This window comes from Sulfitobacter sp. KMM 9851, from assembly GCF_057178245.1.
The window spans coordinates 2,299,194-2,315,369 of record NZ_CM169991.1; the positions used below are offsets into that span (position 1 = coordinate 2,299,194).

Genomic DNA, 16,176 nt, shown 5'->3' on the forward strand with positions numbered 1-16,176 from the left:
AACAACGGGACGTTTCACGGTAAAACAAGCCGTTTCCAATCAAAAAATGAACGTATTCCCTGTAAGTTCCCTGTTATTAACAGGTGCGCGGTGCCGACCCTTGTTCGTTTAGGGCAAAGCGAACCGGGGCACCAAGGTGCCAGAGACTGGCTCATAAATTCAGGTAAATTGCACAAGGAACGCGCGTCTCTCTGGAAAAGAGCGCCGCGTAAGCCACTGTAATGTCGCGACATTAATCGCGAAAATGCGAAGCAGCGCAGAGAGACTTGGGTGGGTGGCGGAGGAGGTGGGATTCGAACCCACGGTACGCTCTCACGCACGCCGGTTTTCAAGACCGGTGCATTCGACCACTCTGCCACTCCTCCGCAGCACGCCCTCCCTTAGTGGGCCAGATGCGATTCGGCAAATGCACATTTGGGTCACGCCCCCCGGTTTTGCACCTGATTGCTGTCGGGCGGAACCTGAGCGTATTTGGGGAAAATTGCCGATTGGCCAAGCCCGGCCTTTTCAGGTGCGCTCATGCAGGCTAATGTGCGCCAAAGCCCCGTTGATGGGGTAATCAGACGTGCCGAAACAACGGCCCTGACATTCGGCAAGATCGGTCCGCCTCTGTGCGGCACCAGCAGGCAAGGACAGCAAAACATGAGCAGGCCATTTTACCCGATGCGCAATCCACACCGCACGGTGCGGCTACTGACGGGGGCGGTGTTGTCACTGGGCCTCTTGGCGGCTTGCGACGATAACGGCAAATTCGCCATGCCTGTGGGCAAGGGCAAATCAGCGTCTGCCAGTGCCGGGGCCGCCACCTCGACCAAACTGGTTGAACGCGACGTTGAAGCACCGGATGTCTTTTCTGTCACGGATCAGGGGCTCTGGGACGGGCGGCCATCGTTGGGTGGCGTCTGGGTCGCGCACCCCGATGTAACGGACCCAGAACGGGTGATCATTCGCAACGAAGCGAATGGAAAATTCGTGATTGGCGCGCTGTTCAGACGTGAACGTGATCTGCCGGGACCAAAGCTGCAGATCTCGTCGGATGCTGCCGCAGCACTTGGTATTCTGGCCGGAGCCCCCGCGCCTTTAAACGTCACCGCGCTGCGACGCGAAGAATCCGCGGCACCCGAGGCTGACGACAGCGCGCTTGACGCCGCTGGGGTCGCAGCACCGTCTGATGTGACGGCCACGGCCCTTGATCCCGTCGCCGATGCAGGAGCCGCGATTGACGCGTCGGCCCCCACGCCACCGGTCGCCGCTGCGCCCACGGCGCCTGCAAAACCGGCCCCTGCCCCGGAACGCGCGGCATCGAAATTGGCCAAACCCTATGTGCAGCTTGGCATCTTCAGCGTCGAAGCGAATGCTGAACGCACAGCCAAGCAGATGCGTGGCGCAGGCATGGTGCCTGCCGTCAAGCGCAGCGAAATCAACGGCAAGGCCTTTTGGCGCGTGCTTGTCGGCCCTGCCGCCACCCAATCCGAGCTGGACAGCCTGATCAAAGCGATCAAGGCCGAAGGCTTTTCCGACGCCTACGCTGTGTCGAACTGACCTACCGGAGGACTAAACGCCATGATCCGCCCATTCGCCGCCGCCCTGGCGCTGATCCTATCGTTCCAGCCTGCCGCCGCCTTTGATACCAAGGCGACAGCGGCCTATGTGATCGACCAGACCACCGGCACCGTGCTGCTGAACAAGAACGCCGACGAACCCCTGCCGCCTGCCTCCATGTCCAAGCTGATGACGCTTTACATGGCGTTCGAGGCGATCGAGCGCGGCAAGCAGGACGGCGGTCTGGACCTGGTTGAGGAATTGCCAGTGTCGCAACATGCGATGTCCTATGGCGGCTCGACGATGTTTCTGGACACCACAGACCGCGTCAAGGTCGAAGACCTGCTGCGCGGGATCATCGTGCTGTCAGGCAACGACGCCTGTGCCGTTATCGCAGAGGCGCTGAGCCCCGATGGCACCGAATACGGCTTTGCCCGGCTGATGACGCAGCGGGCACAGCAGATGGGTATGACGAATTCAACCTTTGCCAATTCCAACGGCTGGCCGCAAGCGGGTCACCTGATGTCGGTGCGCGATCTGGGCCTGCTGGCGCAGCGCATCATCGAGGATTTCCCGCAGTTCTATCCGCTGTTTGCGGAAAAGGAATTTGCCTTCGACAACCGCGCCCCACAGAACAAATCCAACCGCAATCCGCTGCTGGGTCTTGGGATCGGTGCCGACGGCCTGAAGACCGGCCACACAACAGAGGCGGGCTATGGCCTGGTAGGGTCGGCCAAACAGGGTAACCGCCGGGTCGTTTTCGTACTGTCTGGCCTGACCAGTGCCGCCGACCGCGCGCAGGAATCCGAGGCCATCGTAAATTGGGCCTTCCGCCAGTTTTCTCAGCGTGAATTGGGCAAGGCGGGCACGCAATTGGCCGAGGCCCCCGTCGCCATGGGCGAAGCAACCAGCGTCGGTCTGGAGTTGAAAGAAGACCTGTCAGTTCTGGCCCCCGTCGCGGGCGGACAGGAAATGAAAGCTGAAGTTGTGTACAAAGGCCCCTTTCACGCCCCTGTTACCAAGGGTGACGAACTGGCCGAACTGGTCCTGACACGCGATGGCCTGCCCGACGTGCGCGTGCCCCTGATCGCCTCTGCCGGGGTCGCGCCGGGTGGTTTCATGGTCAAGATCACCGCCGCAGCGCAGCACCTTCTGGCCCGCCTCAATGCCGGCCCACAGGATGCTTCGTGACAATTGGTGCCACTGACCGCGGTCTGTTCATCAGCTTTGAAGGCATCGACGGGTCTGGCAAATCGACCCAGGCGAAACGGTTGGCCGAATATCTGCGCACCGAAGGGCGCGATGTTGTCCTGACCCGCGAACCCGGCGGCAGTCCGGGGGCCGAGGAAATCCGCGCGCTGGTGTTACAAGGCGACCCTGACCGCTGGTCCCCCCAGACCGAGATATTGCTGTTTACCGCCGCCCGTCGTGATCATCTCGAACGCACAATCGGTCCCGCCCTTGACGCAGGCAAGGTCGTGATTTGTGACCGCTTCGCCGACAGCACCCGCATGTACCAGGGCCTGTCGCGCGGCGATCTGCGCCAGATGGTCGATGACCTGCACGACCGCATGATCGGGGTCGAGCCCGACCTGACCATCCTCATCGACATGGACCCGGCCCAGGGGCTGAACCGCGCGTTGGCACGCAATACCGTCGAGGAACGGTTTGAAGATTTTGGCGTCGATCTGCAGGAAAAGATGCGTGCCGGATTTCTGGCGCTGGCTGAGCAGTATGCAGACCGGTTTGTCGTGATTGACGGCGCGCGTGGCATGGATGCCGTGGCCACCGATGTCACTGCCACAGCGCTGGCGCATCTCAAAAATAGCCGACAACGCCGCTGACCCCATTCCATCGGCCCGCAAACCTGATAGACCCGTGCCATGAGTGACGACATCCCCCAACCTGACCGTATCGAAGGTGCGCCGCACCCCCGCGATACCGAGCGCCTTATTGGCCAGGACAGCGCCGAAGCCGCGTTTCTGGAGGCGTTCAACAGTGGCAAGATGCACCACGCCTGGATGCTGACCGGCCCGCGCGGCGTGGGCAAGGCGACGCTGGCCTGGCGGATCGCGCGGTTCCTGCTGGCCACGCCCGACCCCGACGATGGCGGCATGTTCACCGCCCCGCCGTCCACAACGCTGGATATCGCGTCCGATCACCCCGTCGCGCGTCGCATGGCCGCGCGCGCCGAAGGTGGGCTGAAATCCGTCACCCGCAGCCTCAACCCCGAGACCAAGCGCATGCGCAAGCAGATCGTGGTTGACGACATTCGCGCGCTGAACGGCTTTTTTCAGATGTCAGCCGCCGACGGGGGCCGCCGCGTGGTGATCATCGACGATGCCGATGAAATGAACCCCAACGCCGCCAATGCGCTGCTCAAAATGCTCGAAGAGCCCCCCGAGCGGGCGGTGCTGCTGTTGATCAGCCACCGGCCCTCGGGACTGTTGCCCACCATACGTTCGCGCTGCCGCATCTTGCGGCTGGGCACGCTGGACGCTGATCAGATGGCGCACGCCCTGGCCGGTTCCGGCGTCAACATCCAAGGCGACCCGGCGGCGCTGGCAGAATTGTCGGGCGGGTCCGTCGGTGGGGCGCTGCGCCTGTCACTGATGAATGGGCTCGACCTCTATAGCGATTTGGTAAGCCTGATCGGCACCCTGCCACGGCTGGACCGCGCCCGCGCCATCAAACTTGCTGAATCTGCGGCCCAACGGGGGGCCGAGGCCCGGCTTGATCTGCTTTTTGCGCTGCTCGACCTGCTGCTGGTGCGGCTGGCCCGCACCGGCGCCACCGGTGCCCCCCCCGCGCAAGAAGCCAGCCCCAATGAAAGCGCCACCTTGCAACGGCTATCACCCACACCCGCGCAGGGCCGCGCCTGGGCCGATACAGCACAGGCCATTTCCACCCGCGCCCGCCACGGGCTTGCGGTCAACCTTGACCCTGCTGCACTGGTCCTAGATACCCTGCGGCAAATGGGCCAGACAGCAAACGGGACCAGATGACCAACACGCCACCGATCACCGACAGCCACTGCCACCTCGATTTCCCCGGATTGATCGAAGACCTGCCCGCCGTTATCGCCCGCGCGGCAGAAGCGGGGGTGACGCGCATGGTCACGATCTGCACCAAGCTGAAAAACGAACCCGCCGTGCGCGCCATCGCCGAGGCCCACGCGCCAGTGTTCTATGCCGCAGGCACCCACCCGATGTCCGCCGCGACAGAACCACTGACCAGCACCGATGCGTTGCTGGCCCTTACACGGCACCCCAAAATGGTTGGCATCGGCGAAACCGGGCTTGATTACCACTACACCGCTGACAGTGCCGACGTGCAGCAGACGTCGCTGCGCATCCATATCGCAGCGGCGCGTGACAGTGGCCTGCCCTTGATCATCCACGCCCGCGACGCCGACGATGACATGGCCCGCATCCTGCGCGAGGAACACGCACAGGGGGCCTACACCTGCGTCATGCACTGCTTTTCCTCCACAGCCGAACTGGCCCGCGTGGCGCTTGATCTGGGGTTCTACCTGTCGATGTCCGGCATCACCGCTTTCCCTAAATCGACCGAGCTGCGAGACATCTTTGCCAATGCACCGCTCGACCGCATTTTGGTGGAAACCGATGCGCCCTACCTTGCACCGCCACCCCACCGGGGCCGTCCGAATGAACCTGCCTTTACCGCGCACACAGCGCGCCGCGCCGCCGAAACATTCGGTCTCGACTACGCCGAATTTGCCGCCCAGACTCAGGCAAATTTTGATCACCTCTTTGCCAAAGCCGCCGCATGGCAGGCGAGCACCTGATGGCTGAGCTGCGCGTTACCATCCTCGGCTGCGGCTCCTCCGGCGGGGTGCCACGGCTGGGCGGTCACTGGGGCGCGTGCGACCCGGCCGAGCCGAAAAACCACCGCCGCCGTTGTTCACTGCTGGTGGAACGGGCGACAGAGGCAGGCACCACCACCGTACTGATCGACACCTCACCCGACATGCGCAGCCAACTGCTCGACGCGCATGTTGGACGGCTCGACGCGGTGATCTATACCCATGCCCATGCCGACCACGTGCACGGATTGGATGATCTGCGCATGATCGTCATCAACATGCGCGCCCGCCTGCCCGTCTGGGCCGACACCCCGACCCGCGCGGCCTTGTTCGAGCGTTTCGCCTATGCCTTTATCCAGCCTCCCGGCTCGATGTATCCGCCGATCCTCGACATGCACGACATCACGGGCGATGTGCGGATCGAAGGCGCAGGCGGCCCGATCACATTTACCCCCTTCACCGTTGCCCACGGCAGCATCGACGCCCTAGGCTTCCGGTTTGACGACATCGCCTATCTGCCCGATGTATCCGCCATCCCGGACGAAAGCTGGCCGCTGGTCCACGGTCTGCGCTGCTGGATCGTAGACGCCCTGCGCCGCGACCCCCATCCGACCCACAGTCATTATGCCCAGACCCTTGAGTGGATCGCCCGTGCCGCCCCTGAAACGGCGGTGCTGACCAATATGCACAACGACCTGGATTACCACACGGTCGCCTCCGAAACCCCAGATCACATCCAACCGGCCTACGACGGGCTCACCCTGACCTTCCCACTTCATCTCGCTGACTAGACCTCCACGGGGGTACGGAGGTCTGAAACCCCCGCTCCCGCCGTCGCCCCAAGCAAAGGCCCGAGCCCCGCGTGCAAACCCTCCTCGACGTCATCCTGCCAGTCTTTCTTGTCATCGGTTTTGGCTATGTCGCGGTTTGGCGCGGACTGTTTCCTGTGTCCGGCATCGACGGGGTGATGAAATTCACTCAGAATTTCGCGATCCCCTGCCTGTTGTTCCAAGCCATCGCGCGGCTGGACCTCAGCATCTCCTATGACCCGCGTCTGCTGGCCAGCTTCTATGCAGGTGCCGCACTTTGCTTCGCGCTCGGTATCTTTGGCGCACGTGTGCTGTTTCGCCGTGATTGGGAGGACTGCGTGGTGATTGGGTTCTGTTGCCTGTTCTCAAACTCGATCCTGCTCGGCCTGCCCATTACCGAACGCGCCTACGGCGTGGACGCGCTGGCGGGCAACTATGCGATCGTGTCGTTCCACGCCCCTTTTTGCTATGGGCTGGGAATCACCGTGATGGAATTTGTCCGCAATCGGGGCCAATCTGGCATGTCACTGGCGCGCAACGTCGGCCGTGCGATGTTCAGCAATGCGCTGGTCCTCGCGATCCTGGGCGGTTTTGCCGTCAACCTCACCGGCCTGCCGATTCCCGGCGTGGTGGATGACGCGCTGTCGCTCATTGTGCGTGCCGCACTGCCCGCCGCCCTCTTTGCCCTTGGCGGCGTGCTGCTGCAATACCGGCCCGAAGGCGACATGAAAGCCATCGCCATGGTCTGCGCCATTGCGCTGATGGTGCATCCCGCGCTGGTCTGGAGCTTTGGCAGCGCGCTAAACTTGCCCCAAGATGCCTTTCGCTCGGGCGTGCTGACCGCAGCCATGGCGCCGGGCTTTAATGCCTATATCTTTGCCAATATGTACGGCCGCGCACGCCGCGTGGCGGCGACATCGGTGTTGATGGCCACTTCGGGGTCAATCCTGACGGTGTGGTTATGGCTAACGGTGCTGGGCTAGGTCCATTTATACCGGCAATTGCAGCCGCCCAAGCGCAATCCTGCGTCGCCTCATTATATGTAAAAAGGGATGTTGGTGCGGGTGAAGGGCATCCAAGTCCCATATCAGGACGCACCGTGGCGCGCCTAACCGTCAATAAAATAGGCGTATTTATTGAACTTCCTATTTCATGACACTTCACAACACCCCACGGCATACCATATATTGAGGGGGATAGAGAGGTGGATTGAAAATGGGCCGCGCAACTAATCGACTAAGTGCATCGGCGGTCAAGGCCGCGCCTGCTGGCAAACATGCGGATGGCGGAGGCCTTTGGCTGGTCAAGCGACCCGATGGCGGCGCGCAATGGGTGTTGCGTGTCACGCCACATGGCAGGCGGCGCGAGATGGGCCTAGGGGCTTATCCCGACGTGTCATTAAAAGAGGCGCGTGAGTCTGCTGACCAATGGCGAAGGTTGGTCCGTGAAGGTCTGGACCCGATCAAGGAGCGGGAACGGCAGCGACGTGAAGCGGCCCGCAACATTCACAAACTGGCAGATATCGCTTTGGACGCCTTTGAAAGCCGCAAGGCGGAACTTAAAGGCGATGGCAAGGCGGGGCGCTGGTTTTCCCCCCTTGAATTGCACATCTTGCCAAAGCTGGGGCAAGTGCCTGTTGCGGATATCGACCAACGAGACATTCGCGACACGTTGGCCCCAATCTGGCATACTAAAGCCGCTACCGCCGAAAAGGCGATGAGCCGCCTAAACATCGTTCTACGACATGCGGCGGCGCTGGGCCTAGACGTTGATCTGCAAGCCACAGATAAGGCAAAGGCGCTACTAGGGCGTCAGCGGCACACTGTAACGAACGTGCCATCCCTGCCTTGGCAAGAGGTGCCAGCGTTCTATCAGTCTCTAGGCGGCAGCATCACAGAACTGGCCTTGCGCCTACTTATCCTGACCGGAGCGCGCTCTGGGCCGGTGCGGCATATCCATGTTGATCAAATCGAGGGGGATGTTTGGACCATCCCGGCAGAGGGCATGAAGGGGCGCAAAGATGCGACCAAAGATTTCCGTATCCCATTGTCGGCAGAGGCCCAGCGCGTCATTGCAGAGGCCCGCAAGTTTGCTCGCGACGGGTTCCTATTCCCCAGTGTAAGGCGTGGCGTAATTTCGGACATGACCATGACGGAGTTTATGAAGCGGCGGGGCATGGTTGAGCGCCCTCACGGTTTCCGCACTTCGCTGCGCGTCTGGTTGGCAGAGGCCACAAACGCGCCTCACGACGTGGCGGAGATGTGTATCAGCCATGTTGTCGGGTCCAAGACCGTGCAAGCGTACAAGCGAACGGATTATTTGGAGCAACGGAGGACGCTTATGGAGCGTTGGGCGAAATTCACGTCGACTACGCTCACAAAAAATATCGTGGCGCTGCGAGGGTCAAGCTTTGCGGAATGATTTGGCTCTTCGACCTATTATAGCGAAACACCTGCCACCAGAACGAAACTGGGAAACGTTCCTTTCGGGCTATGGTAACGAAATGCTCGCGTTGAAGTTCTTTGAGTTTTTCGGCGCAGGACCACGAAAATTCAGTCTGGTCAAAGAGGACGCATCTGTCTTGGAGGAACTGGCCGTTCTACTAAGAAAGGCACAATCTCAATATTTCACATTAAGCGATGTGTCTAAAAGGCTCTTGGATCAGGAACTACCGAAGAGGTTTACCCAAAATGAACTTCCTAAGCCGGAATTCGATAACATCGGTGACTACGAAATTTTGACTACGGGTTTTCTTATTGATGAAATCGAAGAAGACGATCCAAGTAATGATATGGCCGCAGCGATGGCTTTCGACCCTGACTGGTTTTGGGAGCTACTTCGTAGGGTACACACTGCAGCAGAATCAGTAAATTGCATGATGCAAATCGACGGTGTGCAAAAGAAGGTCGATTGGAGCGTTTGCGCAACGACTCGGCTAGCCGCTATTGCGTGGAAGGTCCGAACGGGTGACGATGCACCTCGTACAGCCCACGCCGATGCGCCCGGTCCATTCGGGGTCTTTCTGGAGGAACTCTTACACGAACTGTTCGCTCTGTATGACCGTGATATCGAATGTGTTCCCTCCGCCCGCTCGGCGCTCCGTGCATTGGACAACATTACCAGTTCGAACGTGGAATTCGTTGGTAACTGGTAATTTTCCGAGCTTGTTTGTGTGGGACAAATGCCCTGTGAAACAGCACAGGACACGCTCATGCTCACTCAAGACAGAACGACAAAGTACCTCTCATTTAGTCAGCTCCAATCCAAACTGGGCGGCAGAGGTCGCACGACCATTTACCGCGACGTAGAATTAGGTCGCCTTCCCAGACCAACTAAAATTGGCTCGCGCCTCTACTGGAACGAAGCCGATATCGACGCCACCCTTCAAGCAAATGCTGAATAACTACACCCCCAGCCATGCAAGGAGCATGGGCGGCGGATGTAGCGTTTTCCGTGGTAGGAATGTCTGCACTCTACGCCCAGCGCCTTGCGGCATCAACCGTAAGGATTTCTCAATGTCACATGACCAATTCTACTCTTGCGACTCTCAAGTGTTCTGGACCTGCAAGGCGCTGTTGGACAAGCGAACCATCAGCCACAAGACTGAAATACGCGAGGTTAAGGGCTGGCGACTGGGCGCTATCATTCATCGGCTGCGCCATCACTACGGCTGGCCCATCCATGCAGAATATCGCGGCCCGCAAAACGTGGCGCATTATTCGCTGAAGGCAGATATCGACCGGAGCAAGCTACGCTTCCCCCGATCCGCGCGCGCGTTGGCAGATGTTGGGGGTGTGGAATGAGCATGGCAATCATTCGTCGCCTTTGCCGCCAATACGGTCTGACCGATACCCAAGCCCGCCTTATCTGGGCGCTGCACTATGGGGGTACGCATGACTAACCCGCATACACGCTTAACGAGAGATAGAGGCAAATGGCACGTGATGGCCCGCAGGACCGCTCAGGGAGCCGCTGAAGGTGCTTGGGTATCGCTGGGCGGCTGCGTATGCCAATTGACCGCTGTGCGGCTCTGGCTGGCCTGTCTTACCGTGGATAAGCGCTGATGGCAGGTAAACCCTACAAACACAAAAAGAGGGGGGCTGGGCGTTTCGTCCAGCTTCCCGAATGGGTGTTGGCGACACCAGCTTGGGCGACCCTACCCCCTGGCCCGCGCGCGCTCTACATCGAACTTAAGCGGCGCTACAACGGTGCAAACAATGGCGAGATATTTCTAAGCCACCGCGACGCGGCGATTGCCTTGCACGTTCATCGCAACACGGTTGGGCCTTGGTTCAAGATGCTAGAGGAACGTGGGTTCATTCATATGACGCGCGCGCCGCACCTAGGTCCGTCTGGCGTTGGCCGCGCTTCGACTTGGGCGTTGGCGGAGGCCTCTACGATAGACGGTAATAGAGCATCGCTGGCATTCAAAAACTGGAGAATCCCCGCATGAATATTGTGCATGCCTTGTCACAAATCTTGTGCATCGTTTTGCGCTGGGCGCAGTCATGCCCAGAATATGTGACGCTTACTACCAAATCGACCAGCAACCGCGTCACATCAAATGGGACATATATACATTTAGCCATAGGCAGAGAAGAAAGGTGGGGGGCGGTCAAAGATTTGGCACGCACATTTTCGGGACCGATGCGGGATGCCAAACAAGCGCATCCACAATTCAGAGAATTTGGTTTCATCGCACCGATAGAGCCTCAACTTGACTAATGATTTCGTAAAAATATTGGGGGGCATTGCATGGGCGGTTATGGATCAGGACGCAGGGGCTACAAACAGAAGGCAGAGCATACCAAGTCGCTGGATGTGAACCGATTGCACCGCGAAGGCTGTCTAAGCCCCGGCAGGCGCGGTCATTGGGTCTGGTCAAGAGATGGCACTGAAACGGGGCGCATTGGATATCACGCGACCGAACGTCATTTTGTCTTGGACTACAAGGTGCGCATCTATGGCGGCGATTGGGAAAACATCACGCAAACGATTCCCCTGACCTATGCAGAGTGTCACTATGGCGGCACTCGCCCCTATTTCATGTGTAACGGCATTATCAACGGTCGGCATTGCCTACGCCGGGTCGGCAAGATGTTCGCGGGGGGCAGATACTTCCTGTGCCGCCATTGCTACAGCATCGCCTACACCAGCCAGTCAGAGCCGCGCTATGACCGCATGTTGCGCCGCGCCAACAAACTACGCACCGCGCTGGGCGGCGAACCCGGCACCGCACATTGGATTGCGCCAAAACCCAAGGGCATGTGGGAACGGACATATCAAAAGAAGCGGTTTGAGATTGAGTGGTGCGAGAGCGAAGCAGACCAGCTTTTCATAGCAAAATTTGCATACCTTCTCAGCGCGGAAGAGCGAGAGATGTTTTTCAATTAAGGCATTCCCCGCCTTCTGGCAGTCCTTTTCTCGGCAATGTTTAGACAAGATTTACGGTTAGGTGTCTCATTGTATTTTAGAGAGAAATTTTCAGCATGAGCGGCCCTCTGCAAACTTGGCGGGGGGCCGTATTGCTAACGGGCTTATTGAAATTGAGTTTTTTTTTGAAAAAAGTTTGTCCGGTAAGAAGGACTTTTTCCTTTGCCTAACAGTTCAAAAATAGGGCTATCTTAGCTTACACCTGTTCGGAGTGCCTTAATGTTAAAACTGCTCCATGTTGATGATGAATCCGACATTCTAGAGATTGCTAAGTTATCGCTCGAAATACATGGCACCTTCGAAGTGACAATGTGCCTGTCCGGCAAAGAGGCATTACGCGCTGTGGAGAGCTTCACACCGGATGTTCTTTTGCTCGATTACATGATGCCAAGGCTAACCGGGCCGGAAACGCTGAGGGAACTACGTAAGCGTCCGGGACTAGATAAAGTGCCAGTCATCTTTATGACTGCGCGCGCTCATGAGACCGAGCACATAGAGCTATGGGACTTAGGGGCGTTAGATGTCATAGCCAAACCTTTCGATCCAATGCAGTTAAGCAAGCGCGTCGAAGATGCCATGGGTAAGACCGGTTAGAATAAGGGCGCAAGATGCATCCACTTGAAGCTCCTGCCTATCGTCCGACCGAATATCCTCGGTTTTGCGCGCGAAGTGGCGGCAGACTCACAGTCGAAGCGACAAAGTTTACTACTTTCCCAAATATAGGCATTCTCAGGCCCTCATCACGACATGAAAGGGGGACTCTAAGGGGGATTAATATTTAGGTAATATATCTAACTAATTGTTATATATGCAAAATTTACAATAAAATGGTGCGGGTGAAGGGACTCGAACCCCCACGCCATAGGCGCCAGAACCTAAATCTGGTGCGTCTACCAATTCCGCCACACCCGCACGTGCCGCCATCAGGCGACTGGCGCTGATTAGCAAACCCTTGCGGCAGATGCGAGAGGAAAAAACACAAGACATTAAGCAGATATTCGCATATGCTGTGCACAACCTGAGGCAGGTTAAAACAAGAAAGAGACGCCCATGAAACCGAATACGGTCGGGCGCGTAGGCGACACAGATCGCCATGCGGGCCAGTTTACTCCCTACGCCGTCCTGGATACAGGTCTGGTACAAGGCGCAATGATCCTGACGCTTGATGGTGAAATTCCGGTGGAATTCCTGTCTGTTGGCGACAAGGTGATCACGCGCGACAGCGGGATTTCCAAGATTCAACATATCCAACGGACAACTCGCAAAGTGCGACTGATCGCACTTGCCGCTGGATCGCTGGGGCACACGCGGCCTGAACGCGATGCGCAATTGGCGGGCGACCAAATGGTGCTGATCCGCGATTGGCGCGCACGGGCGCTGTTCAGTTCTGAACGCGCTTTGGTTGCAGCACGTGCGTTGGTGGATAATGAATTCATCTCCGATCTGGGCGAACAGGAAACTACCCTTATCCAGATCTTCTGCGACAGCCCGCATATCCTGTACGCTGATGGGCTGGAACTGGGCACTGCTGATGCGGCTCGCGCCCGCGGCGCGGTGCTGCACGCCGCCTAAACCCCCAATTGCCGCAGCACGTGCGGCAAGCCATCGGGTAGGTCCTCGGCAATCAGGCCGGGGCCAAATTGACGCGCAGATTCCACGTGCAGCCACGTGGCGGTCTGCGCCGCAGCCAGTGTGGACCAGCCCCGCGCCAACAGTCCAGTGATGAACCCTGCCAGAACATCCCCTGCCCCTGCCGTGGCCAACCAGGGCACCGCGCGGTCGCCTGTGGCGTGATGAATGCTGCACATGCCGCTGGGCGCTGCGATCACGGTCTCGACCCCCTTGAGCAGGACGGTGCATCCTGCCAACTGCGCCGCGTCTCGGGCAGCCTGCAATTTCGAATAGGCAGGATCATCTGCCCACCGTGCCGCCAGCGTCGGGAACAGCCGCGTAAATTCGCCAACATGGGGGGTCAGCACGCACCCCTTGTGCAGCAGAGCAAACAGCGCCGCATCCTGCGCCAGCAAGGTCAGCGCGTCAGCGTCCATCACTGTCGCAGCGCCGCTGTCGAGCACGCAGCGCACCAACGCCGCCTCGCGCGCTGACATCCCCATGCCCGGCCCGATACACACTGCGTTTATCCGCGGATCCTGTAGCAAACCATACATTGCGCGGCCGTCTGTCACGCGCCGCAGCATTACGGCGGTCACGTGGCCCGCGACCTCCATCTGGGCGGCAGGTGATACGGCAAGGCTTACCGCGCCTGCGCCGATCCGCAACGCACCCCGCGCCGCCAACCGTGCTGCACCTGTTTGCCCCGGCCCGCCGCAGACCACCAACGCGTGGCCGTGATCATACTTGTGCCCAGCCCCTTTGCGCAGTGCGCGGATATCTATGGAATCTTGCGTGATCTCGGTGATTTTCATACCCAATGATGCACTGACAACGTGCCAAAGATACAGACCCGGATGCCACGTTTTACTTTTGCTCATCTTTTGAGCAGACCGCCTATAACTTGGGCGTCCCTTGAAATTATTGCCGCGCAGGCCATCATACCCTGCGCACCCCGCTGGACCGATCGGGGACAAGATGAAATGACGTGCCTAGCACGCGTGCTCAAGCCTAGGGGATAGCCATGAAAAAGATCGAAGCCATCATCAAACCGTTCAAGTTGGACGAAGTGAAAGAGGCGCTTCAGGACGTCGGCGTTCAAGGGTTGAGCGTGATCGAGGTCAAAGGTTTTGGCCGCCAGAAAGGCCATACGGAGCTGTACCGGGGCGCGGAATATGTCGTGGATTTCCTGCCCAAGGTGAAAGTCGAAGTGGTTCTGGACGACGATCAGGTTGATGCCGCGATCGAAGCGATCATCAACGCCGCAAAGACCGAAAAGATCGGGGACGGGAAAATCTTTGTCTCGCCCATTGAACAGACGATCCGCATCCGCACCGGCGAATCCGGCTCGGACGCGCTTTAACAAAGTGATGTAAATCGCTCTAGACAAACAAAATTTGCTAACAAAGGACAGGACAGATGAACAACCAGGAATTCCTGAAAAAGATCAAGGATGAAGGCATTGAATATGTCGACGTCCGCTTTACCGACACGCGCGGCAGATTGCAGCACGTCACGATCGTGTCCGATCTGGTTGACGAAGACTTCCTCGAAGAGGGCTTCATGTTTGATGGCTCCTCCATCGCGGGCTGGAAGTCGATCGAAGCCTCTGACATGAAACTGATGCTGGATGTTGCATCGGCTTATGTGGACCCGTTTTATGCCGAAACCACAATCTGCGTACACTGCTCGATCGTGGAACCGGACACCAATGAATCCTATGAGCGTGACCCCCGTGGCACGGCAGAAAAGGCCGAGGCCTATCTGAAATCTTCGGGCATTGGCGACACGGCGTACTTTGGCCCCGAGGCGGAATTCTTTCTGTTCGACAATGTGAAATACTCCAACACGATCAACAAGGTATCCTACGAAGTTGATGCGTCTGACGGGTCGTGGAACACCGACACAGATTTCGAAATGGGCAACATGGGTCACCGCCCCGGTCTCAAGGGCGGCTACTTCCCCGTTAACCCAACGGACGAAGCCCAAGACCTGCGCGCCGAGATGCTGAGCACCATGAAACGCCTTGGCATGAAGGTGGACAAGCATCACCACGAAGTCGGCTCTTGCCAGCATGAGTTGGGGCTGATTTTCGGCACCCTGACCGAGCAGGCTGACGAGATCCAGAAGTACAAATACATCATCCACAACGTTGCCCATGCGTACGGCAAGTCCGCGACCTTTATGCCCAAGCCAATCTACGGCGATAACGGGTCGGGCATGCACGTGAACATGTCGATCTGGAAAGACGGCAAGCCTTTGTTTGCGGGCGATAAATATGCCGATCTGAGCCAGGAGGCGCTGTGGTTCATCGGCGGCATTCTGACCCACGCGAAATCGCTGAACGCCTTCACCAATCCGACCACCAACAGCTACAAGCGTCTGGTCCCCGGTTTTGAAGCGCCTGTTCTGCGCGCCTATTCCGCGCGCAACCGGTCGGGCTGTGTGCGTATCCCATGGACAGAGAGCCCAAAGGCCAAGCGCGTCGAGGCCCGCTTCCCCGATCCGGCGGCCAACCCCTACCTGTGCTTCTCTGCGTTGCTGATGGCCGGCCTTGACGGGATCAAGAACAAGATTGATCCGGGCGAAGCCATGGACAAGAACCTCTATGACCTGCCGGCCGAAGAATTGGCCGACATTCCAACAGTTTGCGGGTCACTCCGTGAAGCAATGGAAGAGTTGCAGGCCGATATGGACTACTTGCTGGCCGGTGATGTGTTCACCCGCGATCAGATCGAAGGCTACATCGCGCTGAAGATGGAAGAAGTTCACAAATACGAGCAGACACCGCATCCGGTTGAATTCGGCATGTACTATAGCTGCTGATCTGCGGGCCTTTGGCCGCGACGGATTTGGAGGGGCGCAGCGCAGGCTGCGCCCCTTTTGCGTCGCGGGCTGCGCAACGCCCGGCGCCGCGATTGCACGACATCGGTGCGAATCGTGGTTAACGCCTTT

At 58.7% G+C, this 16,176-nt stretch carries 16 protein-coding genes and 2 tRNA genes; 15 read left to right on the forward strand and 3 right to left on the reverse strand.

The genetic code is table 11. The features are described from left to right. Window positions 1-275 precede the first annotated feature (275 nt). Window positions 276-365: transfer RNA gene (locus AC1965_RS11375), tRNA-Ser, on the reverse strand. 277 nt (window positions 366-642) lie between these two features. On the opposite strand from AC1965_RS11375, the gene AC1965_RS11380 reads away from it, so the two are divergent. From AC1965_RS11380 to AC1965_RS11435, 12 genes are all read left to right on the forward strand, one after another. Beyond that, window positions 643-1,542, forward strand: a complete 900-nt coding sequence (locus tag AC1965_RS11380; protein WP_483883985.1) for an SPOR domain-containing protein — start codon at window positions 643-645, stop codon at window positions 1,540-1,542. Window positions 1,543-1,563: 21 nt separating this feature from the next. Beyond that, the gene (locus AC1965_RS11385) at window positions 1,564-2,733 is read left to right on the forward strand and encodes a D-alanyl-D-alanine carboxypeptidase family protein (protein WP_483883986.1); all 1,170 of its coding nucleotides are present in this window, start codon (window positions 1,564-1,566) and stop codon (window positions 2,731-2,733) included. Beyond that, complete coding sequence (gene tmk / locus AC1965_RS11390) at window positions 2,730-3,386, forward strand: dTMP kinase (RefSeq protein WP_483883987.1); 657 nt, start codon at window positions 2,730-2,732, stop codon at window positions 3,384-3,386. Before AC1965_RS11385 ends, tmk begins: the two co-directional genes overlap by 4 nt. A gap of 39 nt (window positions 3,387-3,425) precedes the next feature. Beyond that, window positions 3,426-4,547 (forward strand): DNA polymerase III subunit delta', encoded by a 1,122-nt coding sequence (locus tag AC1965_RS11395; RefSeq protein ID WP_483883988.1) that lies wholly within the window; start codon window positions 3,426-3,428, stop codon window positions 4,545-4,547. Then, the gene (locus AC1965_RS11400; RefSeq protein WP_483883989.1) at window positions 4,544-5,350 is read left to right on the forward strand and encodes a TatD family hydrolase; all 807 of its coding nucleotides are present in this window, start codon (window positions 4,544-4,546) and stop codon (window positions 5,348-5,350) included. The genes AC1965_RS11395 and AC1965_RS11400 overlap by 4 nt, the downstream gene beginning before the upstream one ends. Beyond that, window positions 5,350-6,159, forward strand: a complete 810-nt coding sequence (locus tag AC1965_RS11405) for an MBL fold metallo-hydrolase (protein ID WP_483883990.1) — start codon at window positions 5,350-5,352, stop codon at window positions 6,157-6,159. The genes AC1965_RS11400 and AC1965_RS11405 overlap by 1 nt, the downstream gene beginning before the upstream one ends. A 71-nt stretch (window positions 6,160-6,230) precedes the next feature. After that, complete coding sequence (locus AC1965_RS11410) at window positions 6,231-7,160, forward strand: AEC family transporter (protein ID WP_483883991.1); 930 nt, start codon at window positions 6,231-6,233, stop codon at window positions 7,158-7,160. A 232-nt stretch (window positions 7,161-7,392) separates the two neighbouring features. Then, the gene (locus AC1965_RS11415; protein ID WP_483883992.1) at window positions 7,393-8,598 is read left to right on the forward strand and encodes a tyrosine-type recombinase/integrase; all 1,206 of its coding nucleotides are present in this window, start codon (window positions 7,393-7,395) and stop codon (window positions 8,596-8,598) included. Continuing rightward, on the forward strand, window positions 8,588-9,331 hold the full coding sequence (locus tag AC1965_RS11420) for a hypothetical protein (RefSeq protein ID WP_483883993.1): 744 nt from the start codon (window positions 8,588-8,590) through the stop codon (window positions 9,329-9,331). The genes AC1965_RS11415 and AC1965_RS11420 overlap by 11 nt, the downstream gene beginning before the upstream one ends. A 361-nt stretch (window positions 9,332-9,692) precedes the next feature. After that, complete coding sequence (locus AC1965_RS11425) at window positions 9,693-9,980, forward strand: hypothetical protein (RefSeq protein WP_483883994.1); 288 nt, start codon at window positions 9,693-9,695, stop codon at window positions 9,978-9,980. 952 nt (window positions 9,981-10,932) lie between these two features. Then, a complete protein-coding gene (locus AC1965_RS11430; RefSeq protein ID WP_483883995.1) occupies window positions 10,933-11,571 on the forward strand; it encodes a hypothetical protein in 639 nt (212 codons plus the stop codon). Between the two features lie 258 nt (window positions 11,572-11,829). Beyond that, window positions 11,830-12,204, forward strand: coding sequence for a response regulator (locus tag AC1965_RS11435; protein WP_483883996.1), 375 nt, complete (start codon window positions 11,830-11,832; stop codon window positions 12,202-12,204). Window positions 12,205-12,438: 234 nt separating this feature from the next. Here the strand turns inward: AC1965_RS11435 and AC1965_RS11440 are convergent. Continuing rightward, window positions 12,439-12,522: transfer RNA gene (locus AC1965_RS11440), tRNA-Leu, on the reverse strand. A 138-nt stretch (window positions 12,523-12,660) separates the two neighbouring features. On the opposite strand from AC1965_RS11440, the gene AC1965_RS11445 reads away from it, so the two are divergent. Beyond that, entirely contained in the window at window positions 12,661-13,182 is a 522-nt protein-coding gene (locus AC1965_RS11445; RefSeq protein ID WP_483883997.1) for a Hint domain-containing protein, read from the forward strand. Here AC1965_RS11445 and AC1965_RS11450 read toward each other — a convergent pair. After that, a complete protein-coding gene (locus AC1965_RS11450) occupies window positions 13,179-14,036 on the reverse strand; it encodes an NAD(P)H-hydrate dehydratase (RefSeq protein ID WP_483883998.1) in 858 nt (285 codons plus the stop codon). The two genes, AC1965_RS11445 and AC1965_RS11450, sit on opposite strands and share 4 nt — an antisense overlap. A gap of 209 nt (window positions 14,037-14,245) precedes the next feature. On the opposite strand from AC1965_RS11450, the gene AC1965_RS11455 reads away from it, so the two are divergent. Both AC1965_RS11455 and glnA read left to right on the forward strand, forming a co-directional pair. Further along, entirely contained in the window at window positions 14,246-14,584 is a 339-nt protein-coding gene (locus tag AC1965_RS11455) for a P-II family nitrogen regulator (protein ID WP_483883999.1), read from the forward strand. A gap of 56 nt (window positions 14,585-14,640) precedes the next feature. Next, entirely contained in the window at window positions 14,641-16,047 is a 1,407-nt protein-coding gene (glnA, locus tag AC1965_RS11460; protein WP_483884000.1) for a type I glutamate--ammonia ligase, read from the forward strand. Window positions 16,048-16,176: the final 129 nt, after the last annotated feature.

What these genes read in the sequence shown, in the direction of transcription:
- AC1965_RS11405 (WP_483883990.1), top strand. Translation starts at nt 5,350, where the DNA reads ATGGCTGAGCTGCGCGTTACCATCCTCGGCTGCGGCTCCTCCGGCGGG.
- AC1965_RS11395 (WP_483883988.1), top strand. Translation starts at nt 3,426, where the DNA reads ATGAGTGACGACATCCCCCAACCTGACCGTATCGAAGGTGCGCCGCAC.
- AC1965_RS11430 (WP_483883995.1), top strand. Translation starts at nt 10,933, where the DNA reads ATGGGCGGTTATGGATCAGGACGCAGGGGCTACAAACAGAAGGCAGAG.
- AC1965_RS11445 (WP_483883997.1), top strand. Translation starts at nt 12,661, where the DNA reads ATGAAACCGAATACGGTCGGGCGCGTAGGCGACACAGATCGCCATGCG.
- AC1965_RS11435 (WP_483883996.1), top strand. Translation starts at nt 11,830, where the DNA reads ATGTTAAAACTGCTCCATGTTGATGATGAATCCGACATTCTAGAGATT.
- AC1965_RS11380 (WP_483883985.1), top strand. Translation starts at nt 643, where the DNA reads ATGAGCAGGCCATTTTACCCGATGCGCAATCCACACCGCACGGTGCGG.
- AC1965_RS11400 (WP_483883989.1), top strand. Translation starts at nt 4,544, where the DNA reads ATGACCAACACGCCACCGATCACCGACAGCCACTGCCACCTCGATTTC.
- glnA (WP_483884000.1), top strand. Translation starts at nt 14,641, where the DNA reads ATGAACAACCAGGAATTCCTGAAAAAGATCAAGGATGAAGGCATTGAA.
- AC1965_RS11450 (WP_483883998.1), bottom strand. Translation starts at nt 14,036, where the DNA reads ATGAAAATCACCGAGATCACGCAAGATTCCATAGATATCCGCGCACTG.
- AC1965_RS11385 (WP_483883986.1), top strand. Translation starts at nt 1,564, where the DNA reads ATGATCCGCCCATTCGCCGCCGCCCTGGCGCTGATCCTATCGTTCCAG.
- AC1965_RS11425 (WP_483883994.1), top strand. Translation starts at nt 9,693, where the DNA reads ATGTCACATGACCAATTCTACTCTTGCGACTCTCAAGTGTTCTGGACC.
- AC1965_RS11415 (WP_483883992.1), top strand. Translation starts at nt 7,393, where the DNA reads ATGGGCCGCGCAACTAATCGACTAAGTGCATCGGCGGTCAAGGCCGCG.
- AC1965_RS11455 (WP_483883999.1), top strand. Translation starts at nt 14,246, where the DNA reads ATGAAAAAGATCGAAGCCATCATCAAACCGTTCAAGTTGGACGAAGTG.